Genomic DNA, 20,958 nt, shown 5'->3' on the forward strand with positions numbered 1-20,958 from the left:
ACTAGGTGCACCGACCCGTGTCGACCTGGCTCGACGCGGTCGCGCCCTTGCGGGCGTCGGCCCCGACCTGCTCGGCGGTCAGGGCGTAGCCGGTGGACTTGTCGGTGACGGAGGCAGCGAAGATCACTCCCAGCACCTTGCCATCCGGCGACACCAACGGCCCGCCGGAGTTGCCGGAGCGGACCAGACCGCGCACGGAGTACGTGCGGCGGGCGTTCTGGCCCTTGTCGTAGATGTTCGGGCTGCGCAGCGTCAGCTCGCCGCGGATGCGGGCCGCCCGGGCGTCGAACGGGCCGTTCTCCGGGAAGCCGAGGATGGCCGCCTCGTCGCCGGCCATGGCGTTCGATCCGAACGACAGCTCGGGGCGGTCGAGGCCGTCGGCCGCGAGGACCGCGATGTCCAGCTCGGGGTCGAACAGCACGACGCGGGTCTTCACGCGGCTGCCGCCGATCTCCACGAACGGCTCGTCGACACCCGCGACGACGTGGGCGTTCGTCATGACCCGGCCGGGTGCGTAGACGAATCCGGACCCCTCGACGCCGCGGTTGCACTCGGCCAGCCCGATCACCTTCACCACGCTGCGTGACGCAGCGCGGACGCCGGGCTGGTTCAGCGTCGCGTCGTCCGGCGGGTCGACGGCGGTGATCCGCTCGTTCTCGAACGGGTCGATGTAGCGCGGGAAGAGACTGTCGTCGAGCGTGCGGTTGAACGAGCGCAGCAGGTCCGATGCCTTCGTCGGCATGACGTCGTCGACGTGATCGAGGATCGTGGAGCCGCGGACCGCGGTGGAGAGGTACGGGATCGTGGAGCCGCTCACCGAGTAGCCCAGCGCCCACGCCGCCACCAGCATCGCGACCACGCTGAGGACCGCCCCGCCGAGGGCGTCGACCCACTTCAGCGGCTTCCAGGTGAGTCCGCGGCGCAGGTCCGTGCCGATGTAGGTGCCGACGCCCTGGCCGATGGCCGCGGCCAGCACCACGAGGGCGAGCGCGAGCAGCGACGACGACAGCGTCGGCGTGTCGTCGGACAGGAACTTGGGGACGATCGCGACGGCCAGCAGGCCGCCCGCGAGCAGTCCGATGGTGGCGACAGAGTTGACCACGAAGCCCTGCACGTAGCCGGACACCGCGTACGCGAGCAGCACCAGGACCAGGATGACGTCGAGCGAGTTCACAAGATCTCCGGCAGGGGTCGTGTGACGTTGTCGTCCCAGGGCTGCTCCCAGCCGAGCGCCGCGAACAGGCGGCTGATCACGCCGGCGGTGAAGCCCCACAGCGGCACCTCGGAGCCCACCTCGAACGCGGGTCCGCGCCAGCCCGTGGGGTGCACGACGCTGAACCGGTTGGCCGGGTCGATGAGCAGATGAATCGGGTGGTGCAGGATGCTGCCGACCTCGGCGGTGGAGACCGGCTCGAGGGTGCGCGGCTTCAGCCAGTAGGCCAGCACGCACGTGACGGCGAAGTTGCTCGGCGGCAGCCAGAGCGTCGGGAGGGTGCCGAACACCAGGAGCTCGTCGGCGTCGATGCCGACCTCCTCCTGGGCCTCACGCAGGGCGGTGGCGACCGCGTCGGCGTCGTCGGGGTCGGACGCACCGCCGGGGAAGGAGATCTGGCCGGCGTGGTTGCGCAGGGTCGCCGCCCGTTGGGTGAGCAGCAGCTCCGGGCCGTCCTGGCCGTCGGCGAAGCAGATGAGCACGGCGGCCGGGCGGGCGTCGGGCGGCGGGTGCGGGAAGCGCGGGGCCAGCTGCTCGGCGCGCACGGACCCGGCCAGCTCGGCCAACGGATGCAACCAGTCGGGAAGCTGGTCGACCACGTCGGTGTCGGTCACCGCTCGACTCCCAGGTGCTGTCGGATCGCCGCCGTGAGGTCGGCGTACGACCGGAACGGGGTGCGCTCCGTGAATACCATTCTTCCCTGGGAGTCCACGAAGACGCTCATCGGCAGACCGGACACGCGGAGCGGACCGCGGACCTTCGAGGACCGGTCGACGAGAAGCGGGTAGGTGACGTTCGAGTCCTTCGCGAGCCGCAGCGCGGCCTCCGGCGCGGCGTCGGCCATGTCGATCCCGAGGACGCGGACCCGGCCGTCGTAGTCGCGGTCGGCGCGGGCCAGCAGCGGCAGCTCGTCGCGGCACGGTCCGCACCAGCTCGCCCAGAGGTTGATGATCGTGGGCGTGCCGGCCAGCCCGGCGAGGGTCACCTTCCGGCCGCCGCCGAGGCAGTCGAGCGTCACGTCGGGCAGGGCGTCGTCGCTCGGTGCCTTCGCGTCGGAGGCCGGGCAGTCCTCGATGCCCGCGGCAGTCTTCAGGTCGGCGAGTTCGCCGGCCGACGCCCCCGACGGCTCCGCGCCACCGCCGAACGTCGGCTTCGTGCTCGGCTCGTCGGACCCGCCGCAGGCGGAGAGCAGCAGGGTGGCGAGCAGCGCAGCGGCCAGAGCCTTCACGCGCGGCCTTGGGTGGTGACGAGCTTCTCGGCTTCCTCCGGGTCCGTCGGCCCGGTGCCGTAGGCGGGGCACCAGCGGGCGACCGGGCAGGCGCCGCACGCCGGTTTGCGCGCGTGGCAGCGGCGCCGGCCGTGCCAGATGAGGTGGTGGCTGAGCATGGTCCAGTCGCGCTTGGGGAACAGTGCGCCGACGGCATGCTCGGTCTTGACGGCGTCCTTGCCGGTGGCCTCGTCGACCCACTCGAACCGGCGGACGAGCCGGGCGAAGTGCGTGTCGACGGTCAGGCCGGGGACGTCGAACGCGTTGCCGAGCACGACGTTCGCGGTCTTGCGGCCGACGCCGGGCAGGGTCACCAGGTCGGTGAGGCGGCCGGGCACCTCGCCGTCGAACCGCTCGACGAGAGCACCGGACAGCTTCAGGATGCTGTCGGTCTTGGCGCGGAAGAACCCGGTGGTCTTGACGATCTCCTCGACGTCGGCGCGGTCGGCCCCGGCGAGGGCCGTGGCGTCGGGATAGCGGGCGAACAGGACCGGCGTGACGGCGTTGACGCGGCGGTCCGTGGTCTGTGCCGACAGCACCGTGGCGATCAGCAGCTCGTACGGATTCGTGAAGTCCAGCTCGCACCCGGCGTCGGGGTAGGTCTCCGCGAGGACCCGGTTGATCTTGCGGGCGCGTCGTACCAGCGTCGTCGCTGGCTGAGAGGTCTGCTCGGCCACGACGCCAGGGTACGGGGCATGGATAGACTGTGACCGAGGCAACAAGTGAAGGATGGCCCGTGACTGACGACGTGCTGCGGCAAGCGCCGCTGTTCTCCGGACTCGACGACGAGGCGGCCGGGCTCATCGAGTCGTCGATGGGGAGTGTCTCCCTCAAGCGCGGCGAGGTGCTGTTCAACGAGGGCGACGACGGCAACCAGCTGTACGTCGTCACCGACGGCAAGATCAAGCTCGGGCGCACGTCGCCCGACGGCCGCGAGAACCTCCTGGCCATCCTCGGCCCGGGCCAGATGTTCGGCGAGCTCTCGTTCTTCGACCCGGGCCCCCGGTCGGCCACCTGCACCGCGGTCACGGACGTCGACCTGAAGAGCCTCGGTCACGACGCCCTGCTGCCCGTGCTCGCGTCCCACTCCGACGTCGCCCTCGCGCTGCTGCACCAGCTCGCCGGCCGTCTGCGTCGCACCAACGAGGTCGTCGGCGACCTCGTCTTCTCCGACGTCCCCGGCCGCGTCGCCAAGGCCCTGCTCGACCTCGCGTCCCGCTTCGGCCGCCGCGCCGACGACGGCGTGCACGTCAACCACGACCTCACCCAGGAGGAGCTCGCCCAGCTCGTCGGCGCCTCCCGCGAGACCGTCAACAAGGCCCTCGCCGACTTCGCCTCCCGTGGCTGGCTCCGCCTCGAGCCCCGCAGCGTCGTCATCCTGGACCTCGAGCGCCTCCAGCGCCGCGCCCGCTGACCCGACCTGGGGTCCCGGGGTCCTCGAGATTTGGCCGCTTAGGCACCGTTCCGCGGCCAGAACGACGGATTTTGCGTTGATCAACGGCCAAATGTCGGGCGCGGGCCACGGTACCCGCGCTCACGAAGGGCTTCATAGACGCGCCAGGCGATCGCGCGCTCGTTCTTGAAGTCCTCCGTGGTCACCACGATGAGCCGCCACCCGAGCGACTCCAACAGCTCACGACGCAGATGATCGCGTTGGCGCTGGCGGGCGTCGCGCTCGTGGACCCACCCGTCGTGCTCGACGATCACTCGGTACTCGGCGTACGTGAGATCACCCTTGGCGATCTGCACGCCGTGGTCGTCGACAATCGGCGGATTCGGCTCAGGAATCGGCAGGCCGGCCTTCATGAGGATCCAGCGGACGTCGGACTCGCGCGGGGAGTCGACGCGCGGTCGCACCCACGGCGCGACGCGCCGGGCTCTCTGGACGCCGTCGAGATGTGACTTCCGGGCGTACTCGTTCAACGCGTAGACGTCGGTGCTTCCTTGCCGCACGAGCCAATCACCCACCCGAAGCAGCTGTCGTTCTTCGAGCTGGGTGGCGACGTCGACGAACGTCCGGTCGGGCCCGAGGATCGGTACGCCGGCCATGTCGAGCGGGCTGAGCTCTCCCTGCCGTCGGTGCACCACGATCCCAGGTCGCTCGACATGCAAGCGCGACGCCGTCGAGATGTGGATCGGCGTCTCGGCAACTCCGTCGTAGCCGCGCCATCGCAGGTTCGAGACATGACTCAACGCAGCGTCGGGTGGCATGACGAGGAAGGCGCCGCGGACGAGCAGATCGAAGGAGATCGGCGTCTCCACCGTCCGGTGCACGCCACGGAAGACCTGCGCGAAACGACGACCCTGGAGCATGCGTCGCGTCACGCCGAAGCGTGCGGCCTGGGCCGGCGTGAAGGCGCGGCCGTGCAGCTCTGGAGGGATGACGCGCACCGACTGACGATGACCTGGATTCGTCGATCTAGCCGGAGCACGTCCACAAGTCGGAGATGTGGCCGGTTACGCACCAGATTTCGACGCTAGCCCCTCGAAAATGGTGCGCAACGGGCCAAATCTCGAGGACCCGGGGGCTACGACGACCGCAGGTAGGTGAGCTGGGCCTCGACGCTGAGCTCGGCGGCGGGCCAGAGGGACTGGTCGACGTCGAAGTAGACGCGCTCGACGACCTCGCGGGCGGTGGTGGCGCCGGCGGCGAGGGCCTCGCGGACCTGGTCGAGGCGCTCCTGGCGGTGGTCGAGGTAGTAGTCGAGCACCGCGGCGGGGTCGTCGACGACGGGGCCGTGGCCGGGCAGGATCCGCTCGACGAGGCCCTCGGCGGTCAGCTCGCGCAGCAGGGCGATGGAGTCCAGGTACGGCCCGAGGACGCCGTCGGGGTGGACGACGACCGTGGTACCGCGGCCGAGCACCATGTCGCCGGTCAGGAGCGTGGGCTCGTCGGCGAGGCGGAAGCAGGTGGAGTCGGACGTATGGCCGGGCGTCGCGACGACCACGACCTTCAGGCCGTCGATGTCGATGGTCTCGCCGTCGACGAGGGGCTCGGCGTCGTGGCAGAACTCCGGATCGGTGGCACGGGACGGCGCCCCGGTGAGCTCGATGAACCGCTCGATCGACTCGGTGTGGTCGACGTGCCGGTGCGTGAACAGCACCAGGCCGACGTCGCCGGCGGCGGCCAGCACCGCCTGGAGGTGGGCGTCGATGTCCGGACCGGGGTCGACGACGATCGACCGGGTGGCCCCGGGCTCGCGCAGGACCCAGGTGTTGGTGCCGTCGAGCGTCATGACGCCCGGGTTGGCGGCCAGGACACGCGTGGCGCGATCGGTGACGACCAGCGGCTCAGAGGTGGTGGTCACGGGTCCTCCAGCGGGTTCTCCAGGTACAGCTGTCCGTCGACCTCCACGAGCTTCGGTTCGATCGGGATGATCGACCGGGCGGCCGCTGCCTCAAGGATGCCCTGAGCCGTGAGTCCCGACACCTCTTTGCACGTGATCGCCGTGGGCGGCAGCATCGCCGCCTCGCCGGCCTTCATCGCCGCCAGGGCCGTGGTGAGGGGCATCCAGGCGGCCTTGTCGGACTCCCCCGGCAGCTCGCCGACGACCTGGCCCGCGGGCAGCGCGGCCACGAAGAACCGGGTGTCGTAGCGACGCGGCTCGAACTCCGGCGTGATCCAGTGCGACCAGGCGCCGAGCAGGTCGGCGCGCAGCACCAGCGATCTCTCGGCGAGGAACTGCGCGAACCCGTACTCGCCGTTCTCCAGCGCGACGCGGGCGGCCTGCATCTCCGACGAGCTCGTGTCCCCCACGACCGTGTCGGCGTCCGGCCCGGCGAGCAGGATGCCGGACTCCTCGAACGTCTCGCGCACGGCGGCCACGACGAGCGCACGGGCCGTCTCGGGGTCGCACCCGAACCGCTCGCCCCACTCCTCGGCCGACGGACCGACCCAGTCGACGGGCGCGGCGTCGGACTCCTGCACCTTGCCGCCCGGGAACACGTAGACGCCCGGCGCGAACGCCATCGTGCTCTGGCGGCGCATCAGGTACGCCTCGATGCCGTCCGCCCCGTCGCGGACGAGCACGATCGTGGCCGCGGGCCGTGGCGTCGCCGGGTTGCCGGCCACCTTCGCCGCGTGCTCGCGCAGGCTGTCCGGCACCGGGATGCGCATCAGCCGACCTCGACCACGAGCTCGACCTCCACCGGTGCATCGAGGGGCAGGACGGGGACGCCGACGGCGCTGCGGGCGTGCTTGCCGGCGTCGCCGAAGACGTCGCCGAGCAGCTCGCTGGCGCCGTTGGCCACGCCAGGCTGCCCGGTGAAGTCGGGAGTGCTCGCCACGAAGACCGTGGCCTTCACGACGCGCACGACGGAGGACAGCTCGCCGATCTCCGCCTTCACGGCGGCCAACGCGTTCAGGGCGCACTGCCGGGCGCACTCGGTGGCCACCTCGGCGGACACCTCGCCGCCGACCTTGCCCGTGGCGATCAGCTCGCCGTCGCGCATCGGCAGCTGGCCGGCCGTGAAGACGTGCGCACCGCTGCGCGCGGCCGGCACGTAGGCGGCCACCGGTGGCACCACCGCGGGCACGGGCAGGCCGAGCTCGGCGAGGCGCTCCTCCGGGGTGCTCATGACTCGATCGGCCGCTTGAAGTAGGCGACGAGGTTCTCGGGGTTCATGCCCGGCACGATCTGCACGAGCTCCCACCGATCGGCCCCGAAGTTGTCGAGGATCTGCTTCGTGTTGTGCACCAGCACCGGTGCCGTCAGGTACTCCCACTGCGTCATGAGGCGACCCTATCGCCGCATTAGTAGGGTCTACGCCGTGACCATCGCCACCCCCCTGCACGTCGTCACGGGCAAGGGCGGCACGGGGAAGACCACGGTCGCCGCCGCGTTGGCGACCGCCCTCGCCCAGTCCGGACAGCGCGTCCTGCTCTGCGAGGTCGAGGGCCGCCAGGGCATCGCGCAGCTCTTCGACGTCCCGCCGCTGCCCTACGAGGAGCGCAAGATCGCCATGGGCCTGGGCGGCGGCGACGTCTACGCGCTGGCGGTCGACGCGGAGTCCGCGCTGCTCGAGTACCTGCAGATGTACTACCGGCTCGGACGGGCCGGCAAGGCGCTCGACCGCTTCGGGATCATCGACTTCGCCACCACGATCGCTCCCGGCGTCCGCGACGTGCTGCTCACCGGCAAGGTCTACGAGGCCGCCAAGCGACGCGAGGGCAAGGACTTCAGCTACGACGCGATCGTGCTCGACGCCCCACCCACCGGCCGCATCGCCCGCTTCCTGAACGTCAACGAGGAGGTGGCCGGGCTGGCGAAGGTCGGTCCGGTCCGGCGCCAGGCCAACTCGATCATGGAGATGATGCGGAGCAGCAGCACGCGCGTCCACCTCGTGACCGTGCTGGAGGAGATGCCCGTGCAGGAGACGCTCGACGGCATCGCCGAGCTGAAGGACACCCGGCTGCCGGTGGGCCACGTCATCGTGAACCTGGTGCGGGGAGCGTTGATCGGCGCGGAGACCGCCGAGGCGCTCGAGTCCGGGCGGCTGGGCAGGAAGCAGGTCGCTGCCGCGCTGTCGAAGGTGGCCGTCGACCCCGCCGCCGCCGACGACCTCATCGCGACCGGCCACGCCCACCTCCAGCGCCAGGCGCTCCAGGAGTCGCAGCGCGAGGTGCTGGCGACGTCCGGGCAGCCCACCGTCGAGCTGCCCCTGCTCGGCGACGCCATCGACCAGGGCGCATTGTTCGAGCTCGCCGAGATACTGCGCGACTCGGTCCTGGAGGACGCATGAGCCCCGCACCCACGCGCGCCAAGGGTCGCGGCCGCCGGTCCCGCACCGCCGGACCGTCGGCGCCGGCGACGCGCACCGACTCGATCGACGTCGACGCACTGCTGGCCGACCGCGGCACCGAGATCATCGTCTGCTGCGGCTCCGGCGGCGTCGGCAAGACCACCACGTCCGCCGCCCTCGCGCTGCGGGCCGCCGAGCAGGGCCGCCGCGTCTGCGTCATGACGATCGACCCGGCCCGACGCCTGGCGCAGTCGATGGGGCTCACCGAGCTCGACAACGTCCCGCGCCCGGTCGACGGCGTCGACACGTCGGCCGGCGGCGGTCTCGACGCGATGATGCTCGACATGAAGCGCACCTTCGACGAGGTCGTCGAGGCGCACTCCACGCCGGAGAAGGCGCAGCAGATCCTGGCCAACCCGTTCTACGTGGCGCTCTCCAGCTCCTTCGCCGGCACGCAGGAATACATGGCGATGGAGAAGCTCAGCCAGCTGCACTCCGACGAGAACCACACCTGGGACCTCATCGTCGTGGACACCCCTCCGTCGCGGTCGGCACTCGACTTCCTCGACGCCCCGGAGCGGCTGTCGTCGCTGCTCGACGGCAAGTTCGTCCGGCTGATGGTGGCGCCCGCCCGAGGGCCGGCCAAGCTGCTCAGTGCCGGCGTCGGTCTCGTCACCGGCGCCCTGAGCAAGGTGCTCGGCGCCCAGATGCTCACCGACCTCCAGGGCCTGATCGCCGCGCTGGACACGATCTTCGGCGGGTTCCGCCAGCGGGCCGAGGCCACGTACGCGCTCCTGCAGGCCGACGAGACGGCGTTCGTCGTCGTGGCCGCGCCGGAGCCCGACGCGATGCGCGAGGCCGCCTACTTCGTCGAGCGGTTGTCGGAGGAGTCGATGCCGCTGGCCGGGCTCGTCGTCAACCGCTCGCACCTCGACGCCGGCGTGCTCACCGCAGCGGACGCCGAGTCGGCCGGCCGCAAGCTGGCCGACGGGTCCAAGGCCGAGCGCGGCACGTCGGAGCTGCTGGCGGTGCATGCCGCCCGGGCACGCGTCGCCGCCCGCGAGTCACGCGTGGTGCAGCGCTTCACAGCGGCGCACCCGCGTGTCCCGTCGGTCTGGGTGCCGGCCCTCGCCGGCGACGTGCACGATCTCGACGGACTCCGTGAGATCGGCGAGCTGCTGGCGGAGTCCTAGGTCGGGGGCCCTAGGACGCAGCCTGCAGGATGGTGCGCCAGGTCGTCACGTTCGGACGACGACGCAGCAGGGCACGACGCTCGCGCTCGGTCATGCCGCCCCAGACACCCCACTCGATGCGGTTGTCCAGAGCCTCGACCAGGCACTCCGCCCGGACCGAGCACCCGCCACAGACCTGCTTGGCACGGTTCTGCTCGGCACCCTTGACGAACAGTGCGTCCGAGTTGCCCTGACAGGCGGCGACCGCCGCCCAGTTTTCGTTCCACCCCATGATGTACCTCCCGAGATTTCAGCCCTGGTGAGCCGAAAGTGATACGTGTGAACAACCTAAGAATTTGGGGCGTATGGGGTCAGACACGGACGGGCCAAATCTCGATAGTCCTTTCGGGCTACCGACGCTGCGCTCCCGCGCACCGTGAGAGCAGCAGAAACGTCACGTAACCTTGGTCCATGTCCTGGGACGATCTCGCTGACTCCGTGCGCAAGACGGTGCAGAACGAGCCCGTCCACGACAGCACGGGGTCGATCCTGTTCTCGATCACGCGCCTCGCGGCCCTGGCCGGCGTCGTCGTCGCGGCGGTGCTCGTGCCCGGCGTCGCGTTCATGGCGGTCACCGCCAACAACGTCAGCAACGACCTTGTCGACCTGCCGCTGGAGCTGCAGGTCCAGCCGAACCCGCAGACCACGCGACTGCTCGCGTCCGACGGCAGCCTGCTCGCGTACTTCTACCAAGAGAACCGGCAGGACGTGCCGCTCGAGGGCATCGCGCCGATCATGCAGGAGGCGCTCCTGTCCATCGAGGACAACCGCTTCTACGAGCACGGCGCCCTCGACCTCAAGGGCACGCTGCGCGCCCTGGTCAACAACGCGTCGGACGGCCAGACCCAGGGCGGCTCGTCCATCACGCAGCAGCTCGTGAAGCTGACGCTCGTGCAGCAGGCCACCACCAAGGAGCAGGTGCGCGCGGCCACCGCCAAGTCCACGGCTCGCAAGATCCGCGAGCTGAAGCTGGCCATCGCCTACGAGCGTGAGCACACCAAGAAGGAGATCCTGGAGCGCTACTTCAACATCGCCTACTTCGGCGACGGCGCCTACGGCATCCGGTCGGCCGCGTACCACTACTTCTCGGTCAGCCCCGACAAGCTCAACACCCTGCAGGCGGCCACGCTCGCGGGTCTGGTGAAGAACCCCGTGGAGTTCGACCCGCGCATCTACCCGGAGCGGGCCCTCCAGCGTCGCAACACCGTGCTGCAGGTGATGGAGCGGCTCGGCAAGCTGCCCAGCGACCAGGCCGAGGACCTGATGGCCAAGCCCCTCGGGCTGAAGATCAAGAGCTTCCCGAACGGTTGCGTCGCGTCGAAGGCGGAGTTCTCCTGCGACTACATCCGGCGCTACCTCCTCCGAGAGCCGGCGCTCGGCGCGACGCTCAAGGAACGTCAGGCCCGGCTGGAGCGCGGCGGCCTGACCATCAAGACCAACATCGACGTCCGGATGCAGAAGGCCATCAACAAGGCCGTGACGTCCACCGTCGGCGCGAAGGACAAGGCGATTGGCTCGATGGCCCTCGTCGAGCCTGGCACCGGCAAGGTCCGGGGCATCGCGCAGTCCAAGCCGATGGGCCGCAACAAGAAGAAGGGCCAGTCGTTCATCGACTACTCGGTGCCGACCAGGTACGGCGACTCCGTGGGATTCCAGGCCGGGTCGACGTTCAAGATGTTCACGGTCGCTGCAGCGTTGAAGAAGGGCATCCCGGTCTCCAAGACCTACAAGTCACCGCAGAACCTGCTCATGAGAGCCGGCACGTACTTCGACTGCGAAGGTGGGGGCGTCGGCGATTGGCCCGTCAAGAACTCGACGGGCGCCGGCACGTTCAACATGTACCGAGGAACCCGTCAATCGGTGAACACCTACTTCGCCCAGCTCGAACGTGATGCCGGGCTGTGCAACACCGTCAAGGCTGCTCAGTCGATGGGCATCCCGGTCGACACCGACTCCAAGGATCACTTCACAGACGTCGTCGGTCCGTTCACCCTGGGCGTCACGTACGTGAGCCCACTGGACATGGCCGCGGCGTACGCCACACCGGCATCCGGCGGGATCTACTGCGAGCCGATGCCGGTCGACCAGATCGTCGACCAGAACCGCAAGGTCATCAAGAAGTACACCAAGCAGTGCGATCGGGCGATGGACAAGGACGTCGCTGCGCAGATCAACGACATCCTCACGGGACTGCAGAAGCCCGGTGGATTCGGTTACAGCAACGGCACAGCGCTGCGCATCCCGTCGGCCGCCAAGACCGGTACCACCAACGACAACAAGTCCGTCTGGTACATGGGTTACACGCCCGAGCTGGTTGCCGCGTCGATGATCGCCGGCGTCGACTCCAAGGGCAAGCCGCGGTCCCTGGCCGGAGTGACGCTACGAGGAGTTCCCGTGAGCTTCGCTCGTGCCGGGGGTAGCTCGCTGGCCGGCCCGATGTGGAAGATCGCCATGGGCGTCATCCAGGACTACCTCAGTCCGGTGGCGTTCGACCCGCCGCCGGAGCGCGAGCCGCGGCCCGAGCCCAAGAAGAAGAAGCCGGACACCAACGAGGAACGACCCCCGGGAGACGGCAACAACGGCAACGGACACGGCGGCGGCATCATCATCAACCCGCCGGACCCGCACTGACGGTCGTCAGGCTCCGAGCTGGCGCTTGACCTCGGCGGCCACGGTGCCACCGTCGGCGCGACCCTTGACCTGAGGCTGCACGACGCCCATCACAGCACCCATCGCCTTCATGCCCGCGCCCGCAGAGCCGGTGGACTCGATCGCGGCGGTGACGATCTCGCGGATCTCGTCCTCGCCGAGCTGCGCGGGCAGGTACTCGGCGATGATCGCCGACTCCTCCCGCTCCTTGGCGGCGAGCTCGGGACGGTTGCCGGCGTCGAACGCCTCAGACGCCTCGCGCCGCTTCTTGGCCTCGGAGGTGAGCACGCCGATGACGTCGTCGTCGGTGAGCTCCTTGGCCTCCTTGCCGGCGACCTCGGCGTTCGTGATGGCCGTGAGCACCATGCGGAGGGTGCCCGAGCGCAGCGAGTCACGGGCCTTCATCGAGGCGGTGAGATCGGCGCGGAGGCGGTCCTTGAGCTCAGACATGCCCTCAGCCTAGGGCCCGTAGGGTGGTCGTATGCGACCGCTCGCCTGGACCTTCGGAGCCGCGCTGGCCGGTCTGGCGTACTCGGCGATCTACGAGGTGCGGGCGTTCACGCTGCGGGAGGCGACCGTGCCGGTGCTGGCGCCGGGGTCCGCACCGCTGCGGGTTCTGCACCTGTCCGACGTGCACATGACGCCGACGCAGCACCGCAAGCAGGGCTGGCTGCGCGGGCTCGCAGAGCTCGAGCCCGACCTCGTGGTCAACACCGGTGACAACCTCGCGCACGTCGACGCGCTGCCACCGGTCCTGGACGCCTATGGCGACCTGCTCGACCTGCCGGGCGTCTTCGTGTTCGGCTCCAACGACTACTTCGCCCCGAAGCTGAAGAACCCCGGCCGCTACCTGACCGGTGGCACGGGGGTCGAGGCGTCCGGCTCCTGGAACCGCTACATGGACCTGCCGTTCCGGGAGATGCGCCGGGCGTTCGAGGCGCGCGGATGGGTCGACCTCTCCAACCGCCACGCCGACGTCGAGGTGGCCGGACGTCGTCTCGCGTTCGTCGGCGTCGACGACCCGCACCTCGGCTACGACGAGCTCGACGAGGAGCCGGCCGACACGACCGCCGACCTCGCCATCGGCGTCGCGCACGCCCCGTACCTGCGCGTGCTCGACCGCTGGAACGCGCTCGGCTACCCGCTGATCCTCGCCGGTCACACCCACGGCGGACAGCTCTGCATCCCGTTCAAGGGCGCCATCGTCACCAACTGCGACCTCGACCCGGCACGCGCCAAGGGCCTGCACCAGCACCAGGTCGGCGGGCACGACCCGTCGTGGCTGCACGTCTCCGCGGGCCTCGGCACGTCGCCCTACGCGCCGGTCCGCTTCGCCTGCCGCCCCGAGGCAACTCTGCTCACGCTCACTGGGATAGACTCCCTCGGGTTGCCCGCGTAGGGCACCAGCCACGGGGTGTGGCGCAGCTTGGTAGCGCGCGTCGTTCGGGACGACGAGGCCGCAGGTTCAAATCCTGTCACCCCGACCAGTTTCTCCTGACGCTCTCGTAGCCGGATCGCAATCTGCAGCGGCGGGCGGGCGACCTCCCCTGTGAAAGACTGACCGCATGGTCGAGGAGCCGCGTCCCACCAAGAAAGTCGTGAAGAAGGTCGTCAAGAAGACCGTCGTGCGGCCGGCCTCCACGATCTCCACCGGCACCCGCCCGGCACCGCCGAAGGCCACGGCCGCGGCACCGCCGAAGAAGACCGTCAAGCGCCCCTCGATCGACCTGTCGTCGGTGCGGACCCGCGGCGCGGGCGCCGCCCACGGGGTCACCGACCGGCTGCTCGACGCACGCGACGTCGTCCGCGACGGCCTGGCCAACGGCTGGGACGCGCTGCGCCGACTGCGCCTCCCCCACCTGGTCGGGTGGCAGGCGGCGCTGATCAGCGGACTGTTCGTCGGCCTGGTCGCGGTGCTCCTCGGGTGGGCGTCGGCCGAGCTGTTCACGGCGACGCGCGGCACGTCGTCAGGCGGCGGCTGGGGCGGGCTGGCCCTCGTGGTCGTCGCGTTCGTCGCGTTCTTCCTCGGCGAGCTCCTGCTCGACGGGTTCGGCGTGGAGCAGCCGCGACTGACCAGCTTCCTCGGTGTCGTCCTGGTGTTCGTGGTCATCCTGATCGCGTTCCTAGAGCCGGCGCAGAGCCAGGCGGCGTGGATCCTGCTCCCCGTGCTCGGGGCGCTGATGTTCGCCGCGGCCGAGCGGCTGGTGACGTTCGCCGTCAACCAGCCCACCGAGCAACGATGACGGAAATTCTCTGGACACCGCCGGACGGCGGGACGCGGCTCGACGCCTTCGCCCAGGAGGCCCGGCCGCAGGCCTCGTCGTACCCGGAGCTCTGGCAGTGGTCCGTCGACGACCTCGAGGGGTTCTGGCAGGCGGTCTGGCGCCACTTCGACGTTCCCGCCGTCGGCGAGCCCGTCCCGGCGCTCGCCGACGACGCGATGCCGGGGGCGCGCTGGTTCCCGAACGTCCGGCTCAACTACGCCGAGGCGATGCTCCGCCTGCCGGGCCGGGCCGACGACGACGTCGTGGTCGTCGGACGGTCGCAGTCGCGCGACGAGGTCCGGCTGACGGCGGCCGAGCTCCGCGACCAGGTGGCACGCGCCCGGGCCGGTCTCGTGCGTGCGGGCGTCGGCCGCGGCGACCGCGTGGCCGCCTACGCGCCGAACATCCCCGAGACGCTCGTGCTGATGCTGGCCGCCGTGAGCCTCGGCGCCGTGTTCAGCTCGTGCGCACCGGAGTTCGGCGTGCAGAGCGTCATCGACCGGTGGCAGCAGATCGAGCCCACCCTGCTGCTCGCGGTCGACGGCTACCGGTACGGCGCCAAGGACGTCGACCGGCGCGACGAGGTGGCCGCCATCCACGCGCAGCTGCCGAGCCTGCGCACCGTCGTCCACCTGCCGTACCTCGACGCGGACTCCCCGACCCCGGACGGCGCGATCACGTGGGCGAACCTCACCGCCGAGTCGGCGCCGCTCACGTTCGACCGGCTCCCGTTCGACGCGCCGCTCTACGTGCTGTTCTCCTCCGGCACCACCGGCCTGCCGAAGCCGATCGTGCACGGCCACGGCGGCATCACGGTCGAGCACCTGAAGACCCTGGCGCTGCAGAGCAACCTCGGACCTGACGACACGTTCTTCTGGTTCTCCACCACCGGCTGGATGATGTGGAACTACTTGGTCTCCGGCCTCGGCGTCGGGTCCACGATCGTCATGTTCGACGGCAACCCGGGCCACCCCGACCTGTCGATGCTCTGGCACCTCGCCGACGAGCTCGACGTCACCTACTTCGGCACGTCGGCCCCGTTCCTGCTGCAGTGCCGCAAGGAGGGCCTGCGCCCGCGCGACGTCGCGGACCTCTCGTCCCTGCGCGCCGTCGGGTCCACCGGCGCTCCGCTGCCCGCCGAAGGGTTCCGCTGGGTCTACGACGCCGTGGGCGACGACCTGCAGCTCGGCTCGGTCTCCGGCGGCACCGACGTCTGCTCGGCGTTCGTCGGCGCGGCCCCCACCGTCCCGGTCTACGCCGGCGAGATCTCGTGCCGCGCCCTCGGCTGCGCCGTAGACGCGTTCGACGACACCGGCCGCTCCGTCGTCGGCGAGACCGGGGAGCTGGTCATCACCCGCCCGATGCCGTCCATGCCGGTCAGCTTCTGGGGCGACGCCGACGGCAGCCGGTACCGCGAGTCCTACTTCGAGGAGTACCCCGGCGTCTGGCGGCACGGCGACTGGATCACCATCACCGACCGCGGCACCTGCATCGTCACCGGCCGCAGCGACGCCACCCTGAACCGCGGCGGCGTCCGCCTGGGCACGTCGGAGTTCTACGCCGTCGTCGAGTCGCTGCCCGAGGTCGCCGACAGCCTCGTCGTGCACCTCGAGGACGACGAGGGCGGCGCCGGCAACCTGCTGCTGTTCGTCGTGCTCGCCGAGGGCGCGACGCTCGACGACGAGCTCACGTCATCCATCGCCCGTGAGCTGCGCACCCGCCTGTCGCCCCGCCACGTGCCCGACGCCGTGCACGCCGTGCCGGTCCTCCCCCGCACGCTGTCCGGCAAGAAGCTCGAGGTACCGGTCAAGAAGATCCTGCGCGGCGCCTCCATCGAGCAGGCCGCCGCCAAGGGCGCCCTGACCGATCCCACGTCGCTCGACGTCTTCGTCGAGCTCCGCTCCCGCTGGCAGTGACGTTTTCGCCCAGTTTCGGCGAGAAACAGGGCGAAAGTGTCACGCTCAACGGGAAAGCAGGAGCTCCGCGATCTGGATCGTGTTGAGCGCGGCGCCCTTGCGCAGGTTGTCGCCGCTCACGAACAGCACGAGGCCGGTGCCGTCGGGGACCGAGTGGTCCTGACGGATGCGGCCGACCAGGCTCGGGTCGGTGCCGGCGACCTGCAGCGGCGTGGGCACGTCGACGAGCCGGACGCCGGGCGCGCTGCCGAGGATCTCGGTGGCGCGCTCGGGCGTGATGGGCCGGTCGAACTGCGCGTGAATCGACATCGAGTGACCGGTGAACACCGGGACGCGCACGCACGTGCCGGCGACCAGGAGCTCGGGGATGCCGAGGATCTTGCGGCTCTCGTGCCGGAGCTTCTGCTCCTCGTCGGTCTCGCCCAGCCCGTCGTCGACGATCGTGCCCGCCATCGGCAGGACGTTGAACGCGATGGGCGCGACGTACTTGACCGGCTCCGGGAACTGCACGGCGGAGCCGTCGTGCGTGAGGGCGTCCGCCTTGTCGACGACGGCGAGGGCCTGCGAGTGCAGCTCCTCGACGCCGGCGAGGCCCGAGCCCGAGACCGCCTGGTACGACGCGACGACGAGCCGCGCGAGGCCCGCCTCGTCGTGCAGCGGCTTGAGCACCGGCATCGCGGCCATGGTGGTGCAGTTGGGGTTCGCGATGATGCCGCGGCCACCGGGTCCGTCGCCCGCGGGGATGTCGTGCGGGTTGACCTCGCTGACCACGAGCGGGATCGACGGGTCCTTGCGGAACGCCGACGAGTTGTCGATGACCGTCACGCCGGCCTCGGCGAAACGGGGCGCCTGGACGCGCGACATCGTGGCGCCGGCGGAGAACAGCGCGACGTCGAGCCCGGACGGGTCGGCGGTCTCGGCGTCCTCGACGACGATCTCGCCCCCCTTCCAGGGCAGCGTCTTGCCGGCCGAGCGGGCGGACGCGAAGAACCGCACCTCGTCGGCCGGGAAGTCGCGCTCGGCGAGAAGCTGACGCATGACGGCGCCGACCTGTCCGGTGGCACCGACGACTCCGAGCTTCATCGGCCCGTCCCTCCGTAGACCACGGCCTCGACCTCGTCCGAGCCGAGCTCGAACGCCTCGTGGGCGGCGTTGACGGCGGCGTCGACCTGGTTCTCGGCCACGACGACCGAGATCCGGATCTCCGAGGTGGAGATCATCTCGATGTTCACGCCGGCCGAGGCGAGCGCCTCGAAGAACGTGGCGGTGATGCCCGGTGACGAGCGCATGCCGGCGCCGACGATCGACACCTTCCCGACGCTGTCGTCGTACTGGAGCCGCTCGAACCCGACCTGGTCCTTCAGCCGGGCCAGCGCCGTCATGGCGGTCTGGCCGTCGGCGCGCGGCAGGGTGAACGAGATGTCCGTGAGCGCCGTGGCCGCGGCCGAGACGTTCTGCACGATCATGTCGATGTTGATCTGGGCGTCGCCGAGCGCGCGCAGGATGGCCGCGGCCTCACCGACCTTGTCGGGCACGCCGACGACGGTGATCTTGGCCTCGCTGCGATCGTGCGCGACTCCGGAGATGATGGCTTGTTCCATGGTGGTGTCCTTCAGGACGTCGTCGGCTGCCACGACCCACGTGCCGGGCTTGTCGGAGAACGACGAGCGGACGTGGATGGGCATGTCGTAGCGGCGCGCGTACTCGACGCACCGCAGGTGCAGGATCTTGGCGCCGTTGGCCGCCATCTCCAGCGTCTCCTCGTAGGAGAGCCGCGGGATCTGGCGGGCGTTGGGCACGATGCGGGGGTCGGCGGTGAAGATGCCATCGACGTCGGAGTAGATCTCGCAGACGTCGGCACCGAGCGCCGTGGCCAGGGCGACGGCCGTGGTGTCGGAGCCGCCGCGTCCGAGCGTGGTGATGTCCTTGGTGGTCTGCGAGACGCCCTGGAAGCCGGCGACGATGGCGATGGCCTCGTCGTCGAGCGCGGCCTGCAGGCGCCCCGGCGTGACGTCGATGATCTTGGCGCGGCCGTGCTCGGCGTCGGTGATCACGCCGGCCTGCGAGCCCGTGAACGAGCGAGCCTCCTGGCCGAGGTTGCCGATGGCCATCGCGAGGAGCGCCATCGAGATGCGCTCACCGGCGGTGAGGAGCATGTCGAGCTCGCGGCCCGGGGGAAGCGGCGAGACCTCGTTCGCGAGGTCGATGAGGTCGTCCGTGGTGTCGCCCATGGCCGACACGACCACGACGACGTCGTGGCCGGCCTTCTTGGTCGCCACGATGCGCTGGGCGACCCTCTTGATGCTCGTGGCGTCCGCCACGGAGGAGCCGCCGTACTTCTGCACGACAATGCCCACGGGAAATCCTCGGGGGTGGGAATCAACACTGGTCAGCCCGGGCGGCGCTGACCAGGCCACACCAGTCTACCGGGCCGGAACCGCCGGGAGACCACGAGATTCTGCCGAATCCGTTTCGAGCAGAAATCAAGAAGGCATTCCGTCAGTGGATGCTGCCAGAATTCCTGCCATGCATCGTCAGATCGCCGGAAAGCTCACCGGCCGCGCCACCAAGTGGATCGTGCTCGCCTTCTGGGTGGTGCTCCTCATGGGCACGGCCCCGCTGGGCGCCAAGCTCATCGACGTCCAGAACAACGAGGCCTCGTCCTGGCTGCCGCAGTCGGCCGAGTCCACGAAGGTCGTCGAGGAGCTCACGGGCACCGTCAGCCCCAACGACATCCCCACGCTCGTCGTGTACCACCGGTCCTCCGGACTCACCGCCGACGACCTCGCCGCCATGGACGAGCAGGCCGCCGAGATCCGCGAGATCGACGGCGTCACCAAGGCCGGCGTGCTCACGCCCAACGCGGCGCGCGCCCTCGCCTCCTCGGGCCAGCCCGCGCCCACGCTCGTGTCCGACGACGGACAGGTGGGCTACCTCTACCTGACGTTCAACTTCGGCACGAACGGGTGGAACGACATCCCCGACGCGGCCGACGAGATCCGCGACATCGCGAAGATCCCGGGCGTCACCGTCCACCTGGCCGGCTACGGCGGCCAAGCGGCCGACGCGGCGGAGGCGTTCGAGGGCATCGACACGAACCTGATCTTCATCACGCTCGGCGTCGTGATCGTGATCCTGCTGTTCACCTACCGCAGCCCGATCCTCTGGCTGCTGCCGATCCTCAGCGCGGTGTTCGCGTACAACGTGTCCGCGGGCGTGGTCTACCTGCTCGCCAAGTACGCCGACCTGACGGTCAACGGGCAGAGCCAGGCCATCCTCGGCATCCTCGTCATCGGCGCGGGCACCGACTACGCGCTGCTGCTCGTCGCGCGATACCGGGAGGAGCTCCGTCGGCACGACGACCGGCACGAGGCGATGGCGTTCGCACTGCACCGCGCGGCGCCCGCCATCCTGGCCAGCGCGGCCACCGTCGTCGTCGGCATGCTCTGCCTCTCGTTCGCCGAGCTGAACTCCACGGCCGGTCTCGGACCGGTGCTGGCGATCGGCGTCGCCATCACGTTCCTGGTCATGGTCACGCTGCTGCCGGCGCTGCTCGTCATCGTCGGCCGCTGGATCTTCTGGCCCAAGCGCCCCGGCTTCGGCTCGCACGAGCCCAACACCACGGGCCTGTGGGCCAAGGTCGGCGAGCGGATCAGCGTCCGTCCCCGGGCGGTCTGGTCGGTCACGGCCCTCCTGCTCGCGGCCGCCTGCCTCGGCCTGTTCTCGCTCAACACGTCCGGCCTGTCCACCGAGGACAGCTACACGAAGAAGTTCGACTCGATCAAGGGCCAGCTCTTGCTCACCGACCACGGGCTGTCCGACAGCTCCAACACGGTGCAGATCACGGCCAAGACCGACCGCATCCCGGCGGTCGAGGACGCGATCGCCTCGGTCGACGGCCTCGGTGCGCCCACCGCGGTCAAGGAGATCGGCCACGGCCGGAGCTACTTCGAGGCCACCATCGGCGAGGACATCTCGTCCACGGCGGCGTTCGACATCGTCGAGAACACCCGCGCCGCGGCGCACGACGTGAAGGGCGCCGACGCGAGGGTGGGCGGCGGCTCAGCCTTCTACCTCGACACCAAGGACGCGTCGATCCGCGACAGCAAGGTGATCATCCCGATCGTCCTGGCCGTCGTGCTCATCATCCTGATGGTGCTGCTGCGGGCCCTGGTCGCGCCGCTGGTGCTGATCGCCACGGTGGTGCTGTCGTTCGGTGCCGCGCTCGGTCTGTCGGCGCTGCTGTTCAAGCACGTCTTCGACTTCGCCGGGTCCGACCCCGGGTTCCCGCTGTTCGTGTTCGTGTTCCTCGTCGCGCTGGGCATCGACTACAACATCTTCCTGATGACCCGGGTCCGCGAGGAGACCATCAACCACGACACCCGCAAGGGCTCGCTGATCGCGCTGTCGTCCACCGGCGGCGTCATCACGTCGGCCGGCCTGGTCCTGGCGGCCACGTTCCTGGTGCTCGGCACCATCCCGCTGGTCTTCCTGGCCGAGCTGGGTGTCGCCGTGGCGCTGGGCGTGCTGCTCGACACGATGATCGTCCGGTCGGTGCTGGTCACCGCGCTCAACCTCGATCTGGGCAACAAGATCTGGTGGCCGAGCCGGCTCGACCAAGGCGCCGCGGGCACCCCGCCGCCGACCGACGAGCTGCAGGAGTCGCGGGTCTAGC

The 20,958-nt window shown here is 70.2% G+C and carries 21 protein-coding genes and 1 tRNA gene; 9 read left to right on the top strand and 13 right to left on the bottom strand.

Annotation, left to right across the window (positions count from 1 at the left end):
* Position 1: 1 nt before the first annotated feature.
* Genes FHP06_RS09395 through nth form a run of 4 tightly spaced genes read right to left on the bottom strand, consistent with a single transcriptional unit; the run spans position 2 to position 3,157 of the window.
* Positions 2-1,174: a MarP family serine protease gene (locus FHP06_RS09395; protein WP_147686121.1), complete on the bottom strand. Its 1,173-nt coding sequence runs from the start codon at positions 1,172-1,174 to the stop codon at positions 2-4.
* The gene (locus FHP06_RS09400; protein ID WP_230973462.1) at positions 1,171-1,827 is read right to left on the bottom strand and encodes an NUDIX hydrolase; all 657 of its coding nucleotides are present in this window, start codon (positions 1,825-1,827) and stop codon (positions 1,171-1,173) included. The genes FHP06_RS09395 and FHP06_RS09400 overlap by 4 nt, the downstream gene beginning before the upstream one ends.
* On the bottom strand, positions 1,824-2,441 hold the full coding sequence (locus FHP06_RS09405; RefSeq protein WP_187271871.1) for a TlpA family protein disulfide reductase: 618 nt from the start codon (positions 2,439-2,441) through the stop codon (positions 1,824-1,826). Before FHP06_RS09405 ends, FHP06_RS09400 begins: the two co-directional genes overlap by 4 nt.
* Complete coding sequence (nth, locus tag FHP06_RS09410) at positions 2,438-3,157, bottom strand: endonuclease III (protein ID WP_230973463.1); 720 nt, start codon at positions 3,155-3,157, stop codon at positions 2,438-2,440. The genes FHP06_RS09405 and nth overlap by 4 nt, the downstream gene beginning before the upstream one ends.
* Positions 3,158-3,216: 59 nt before the next feature.
* On the opposite strand from nth, the gene FHP06_RS09415 reads away from it, so the two are divergent.
* Entirely contained in the window at positions 3,217-3,894 is a 678-nt protein-coding gene (locus FHP06_RS09415; RefSeq protein WP_147686125.1) for a Crp/Fnr family transcriptional regulator, read from the top strand.
* 80 nt (positions 3,895-3,974) lie between these two features.
* Here the strand turns inward: FHP06_RS09415 and FHP06_RS09420 are convergent, their stop codons facing one another.
* The 5 genes from FHP06_RS09420 to FHP06_RS16025 form a co-directional block, all read right to left on the bottom strand.
* Positions 3,975-4,871: a DUF559 domain-containing protein gene (locus FHP06_RS09420; RefSeq protein WP_147686127.1), complete on the bottom strand. Its 897-nt coding sequence runs from the start codon at positions 4,869-4,871 to the stop codon at positions 3,975-3,977.
* A 137-nt stretch (positions 4,872-5,008) separates the two neighbouring features.
* On the bottom strand, positions 5,009-5,788 hold the full coding sequence (locus FHP06_RS09425) for an MBL fold metallo-hydrolase (protein WP_230973464.1): 780 nt from the start codon (positions 5,786-5,788) through the stop codon (positions 5,009-5,011).
* The gene (locus FHP06_RS09430) at positions 5,785-6,597 is read right to left on the bottom strand and encodes an NUDIX hydrolase (protein WP_147686129.1); all 813 of its coding nucleotides are present in this window, start codon (positions 6,595-6,597) and stop codon (positions 5,785-5,787) included. The genes FHP06_RS09425 and FHP06_RS09430 overlap by 4 nt, the downstream gene beginning before the upstream one ends.
* A complete protein-coding gene (locus tag FHP06_RS09435) occupies positions 6,597-7,058 on the bottom strand; it encodes a RidA family protein (protein WP_147686131.1) in 462 nt (153 codons plus the stop codon). The genes FHP06_RS09430 and FHP06_RS09435 overlap by 1 nt, the downstream gene beginning before the upstream one ends.
* Positions 7,055-7,213: a hypothetical protein gene (locus FHP06_RS16025; RefSeq protein ID WP_187271872.1), complete on the bottom strand. Its 159-nt coding sequence runs from the start codon at positions 7,211-7,213 to the stop codon at positions 7,055-7,057. Before FHP06_RS16025 ends, FHP06_RS09435 begins: the two co-directional genes overlap by 4 nt.
* 37 nt (positions 7,214-7,250) lie before the next feature.
* On the opposite strand from FHP06_RS16025, the gene FHP06_RS09440 reads away from it, so the two are divergent.
* Together FHP06_RS09440 and FHP06_RS09445 are read left to right on the top strand one after the other, a co-directional pair.
* Positions 7,251-8,222 carry an ArsA-related P-loop ATPase gene (locus FHP06_RS09440; RefSeq protein ID WP_230973465.1) on the top strand — a complete coding sequence of 324 codons (972 nt, stop codon included), beginning with the start codon at positions 7,251-7,253 and terminating at the stop codon, positions 8,220-8,222.
* The gene (locus tag FHP06_RS09445; RefSeq protein WP_147686135.1) at positions 8,219-9,415 is read left to right on the top strand and encodes an ArsA family ATPase; all 1,197 of its coding nucleotides are present in this window, start codon (positions 8,219-8,221) and stop codon (positions 9,413-9,415) included. Before FHP06_RS09440 ends, FHP06_RS09445 begins: the two co-directional genes overlap by 4 nt.
* Positions 9,416-9,425: 10 nt before the next feature.
* Here the strand turns inward: FHP06_RS09445 and FHP06_RS09450 are convergent, their stop codons facing one another.
* Positions 9,426-9,686: a WhiB family transcriptional regulator gene (locus tag FHP06_RS09450; RefSeq protein ID WP_147686137.1), complete on the bottom strand. Its 261-nt coding sequence runs from the start codon at positions 9,684-9,686 to the stop codon at positions 9,426-9,428.
* A 179-nt stretch (positions 9,687-9,865) separates the two neighbouring features.
* On the opposite strand from FHP06_RS09450, the gene FHP06_RS09455 reads away from it, so the two are divergent.
* Positions 9,866-12,085 carry a transglycosylase domain-containing protein gene (locus tag FHP06_RS09455; RefSeq protein ID WP_147686139.1) on the top strand — a complete coding sequence of 740 codons (2,220 nt, stop codon included), beginning with the start codon at positions 9,866-9,868 and terminating at the stop codon, positions 12,083-12,085.
* A 6-nt stretch (positions 12,086-12,091) separates the two neighbouring features.
* Here the strand turns inward: FHP06_RS09455 and FHP06_RS09460 are convergent, their stop codons facing one another.
* On the bottom strand, positions 12,092-12,553 hold the full coding sequence (locus FHP06_RS09460) for a GatB/YqeY domain-containing protein (protein WP_147686141.1): 462 nt from the start codon (positions 12,551-12,553) through the stop codon (positions 12,092-12,094).
* A gap of 31 nt (positions 12,554-12,584) precedes the next feature.
* On the opposite strand from FHP06_RS09460, the gene FHP06_RS09465 reads away from it, so the two are divergent.
* The 4 genes from FHP06_RS09465 to FHP06_RS09480 all read left to right on the top strand — a co-directional run bounded on the left by FHP06_RS09465 (position 12,585) and on the right by FHP06_RS09480 (position 16,283).
* Positions 12,585-13,502 (top strand): metallophosphoesterase, encoded by a 918-nt coding sequence (locus FHP06_RS09465; protein ID WP_147686143.1) that lies wholly within the window; start codon positions 12,585-12,587, stop codon positions 13,500-13,502.
* Between the two features lie 11 nt (positions 13,503-13,513).
* Positions 13,514-13,590, top strand: a tRNA-Pro gene (locus FHP06_RS09470).
* Positions 13,591-13,668: 78 nt separating this feature from the next.
* The gene (locus FHP06_RS09475) at positions 13,669-14,346 is read left to right on the top strand and encodes a hypothetical protein (RefSeq protein ID WP_147686145.1); all 678 of its coding nucleotides are present in this window, start codon (positions 13,669-13,671) and stop codon (positions 14,344-14,346) included.
* On the top strand, positions 14,343-16,283 hold the full coding sequence (locus FHP06_RS09480; protein WP_147686147.1) for an acetoacetate--CoA ligase: 1,941 nt from the start codon (positions 14,343-14,345) through the stop codon (positions 16,281-16,283). The genes FHP06_RS09475 and FHP06_RS09480 overlap by 4 nt, the downstream gene beginning before the upstream one ends.
* Positions 16,284-16,328: 45 nt before the next feature.
* Here the strand turns inward: FHP06_RS09480 and FHP06_RS09485 are convergent, their stop codons facing one another.
* Together FHP06_RS09485 and FHP06_RS09490 are read right to left on the bottom strand one after the other, a co-directional pair.
* A complete protein-coding gene (locus tag FHP06_RS09485; protein WP_147686149.1) occupies positions 16,329-17,366 on the bottom strand; it encodes an aspartate-semialdehyde dehydrogenase in 1,038 nt (345 codons plus the stop codon).
* The gene (locus tag FHP06_RS09490) at positions 17,363-18,640 is read right to left on the bottom strand and encodes an aspartate kinase (RefSeq protein ID WP_147686150.1); all 1,278 of its coding nucleotides are present in this window, start codon (positions 18,638-18,640) and stop codon (positions 17,363-17,365) included. Before FHP06_RS09490 ends, FHP06_RS09485 begins: the two co-directional genes overlap by 4 nt.
* Before the next feature lie 169 nt (positions 18,641-18,809).
* Between FHP06_RS09490 and FHP06_RS09495 the strand changes: the two genes are divergently transcribed.
* The gene (locus tag FHP06_RS09495) at positions 18,810-20,957 is read left to right on the top strand and encodes an MMPL family transporter (RefSeq protein ID WP_147686152.1); all 2,148 of its coding nucleotides are present in this window, start codon (positions 18,810-18,812) and stop codon (positions 20,955-20,957) included.
* Position 20,958: the final 1 nt, after the last annotated feature.

This window comes from Aeromicrobium terrae, assembly GCF_008039565.1.
GTDB lineage: Bacteria > Actinomycetota > Actinomycetes > Propionibacteriales > Nocardioidaceae > Aeromicrobium > Aeromicrobium terrae.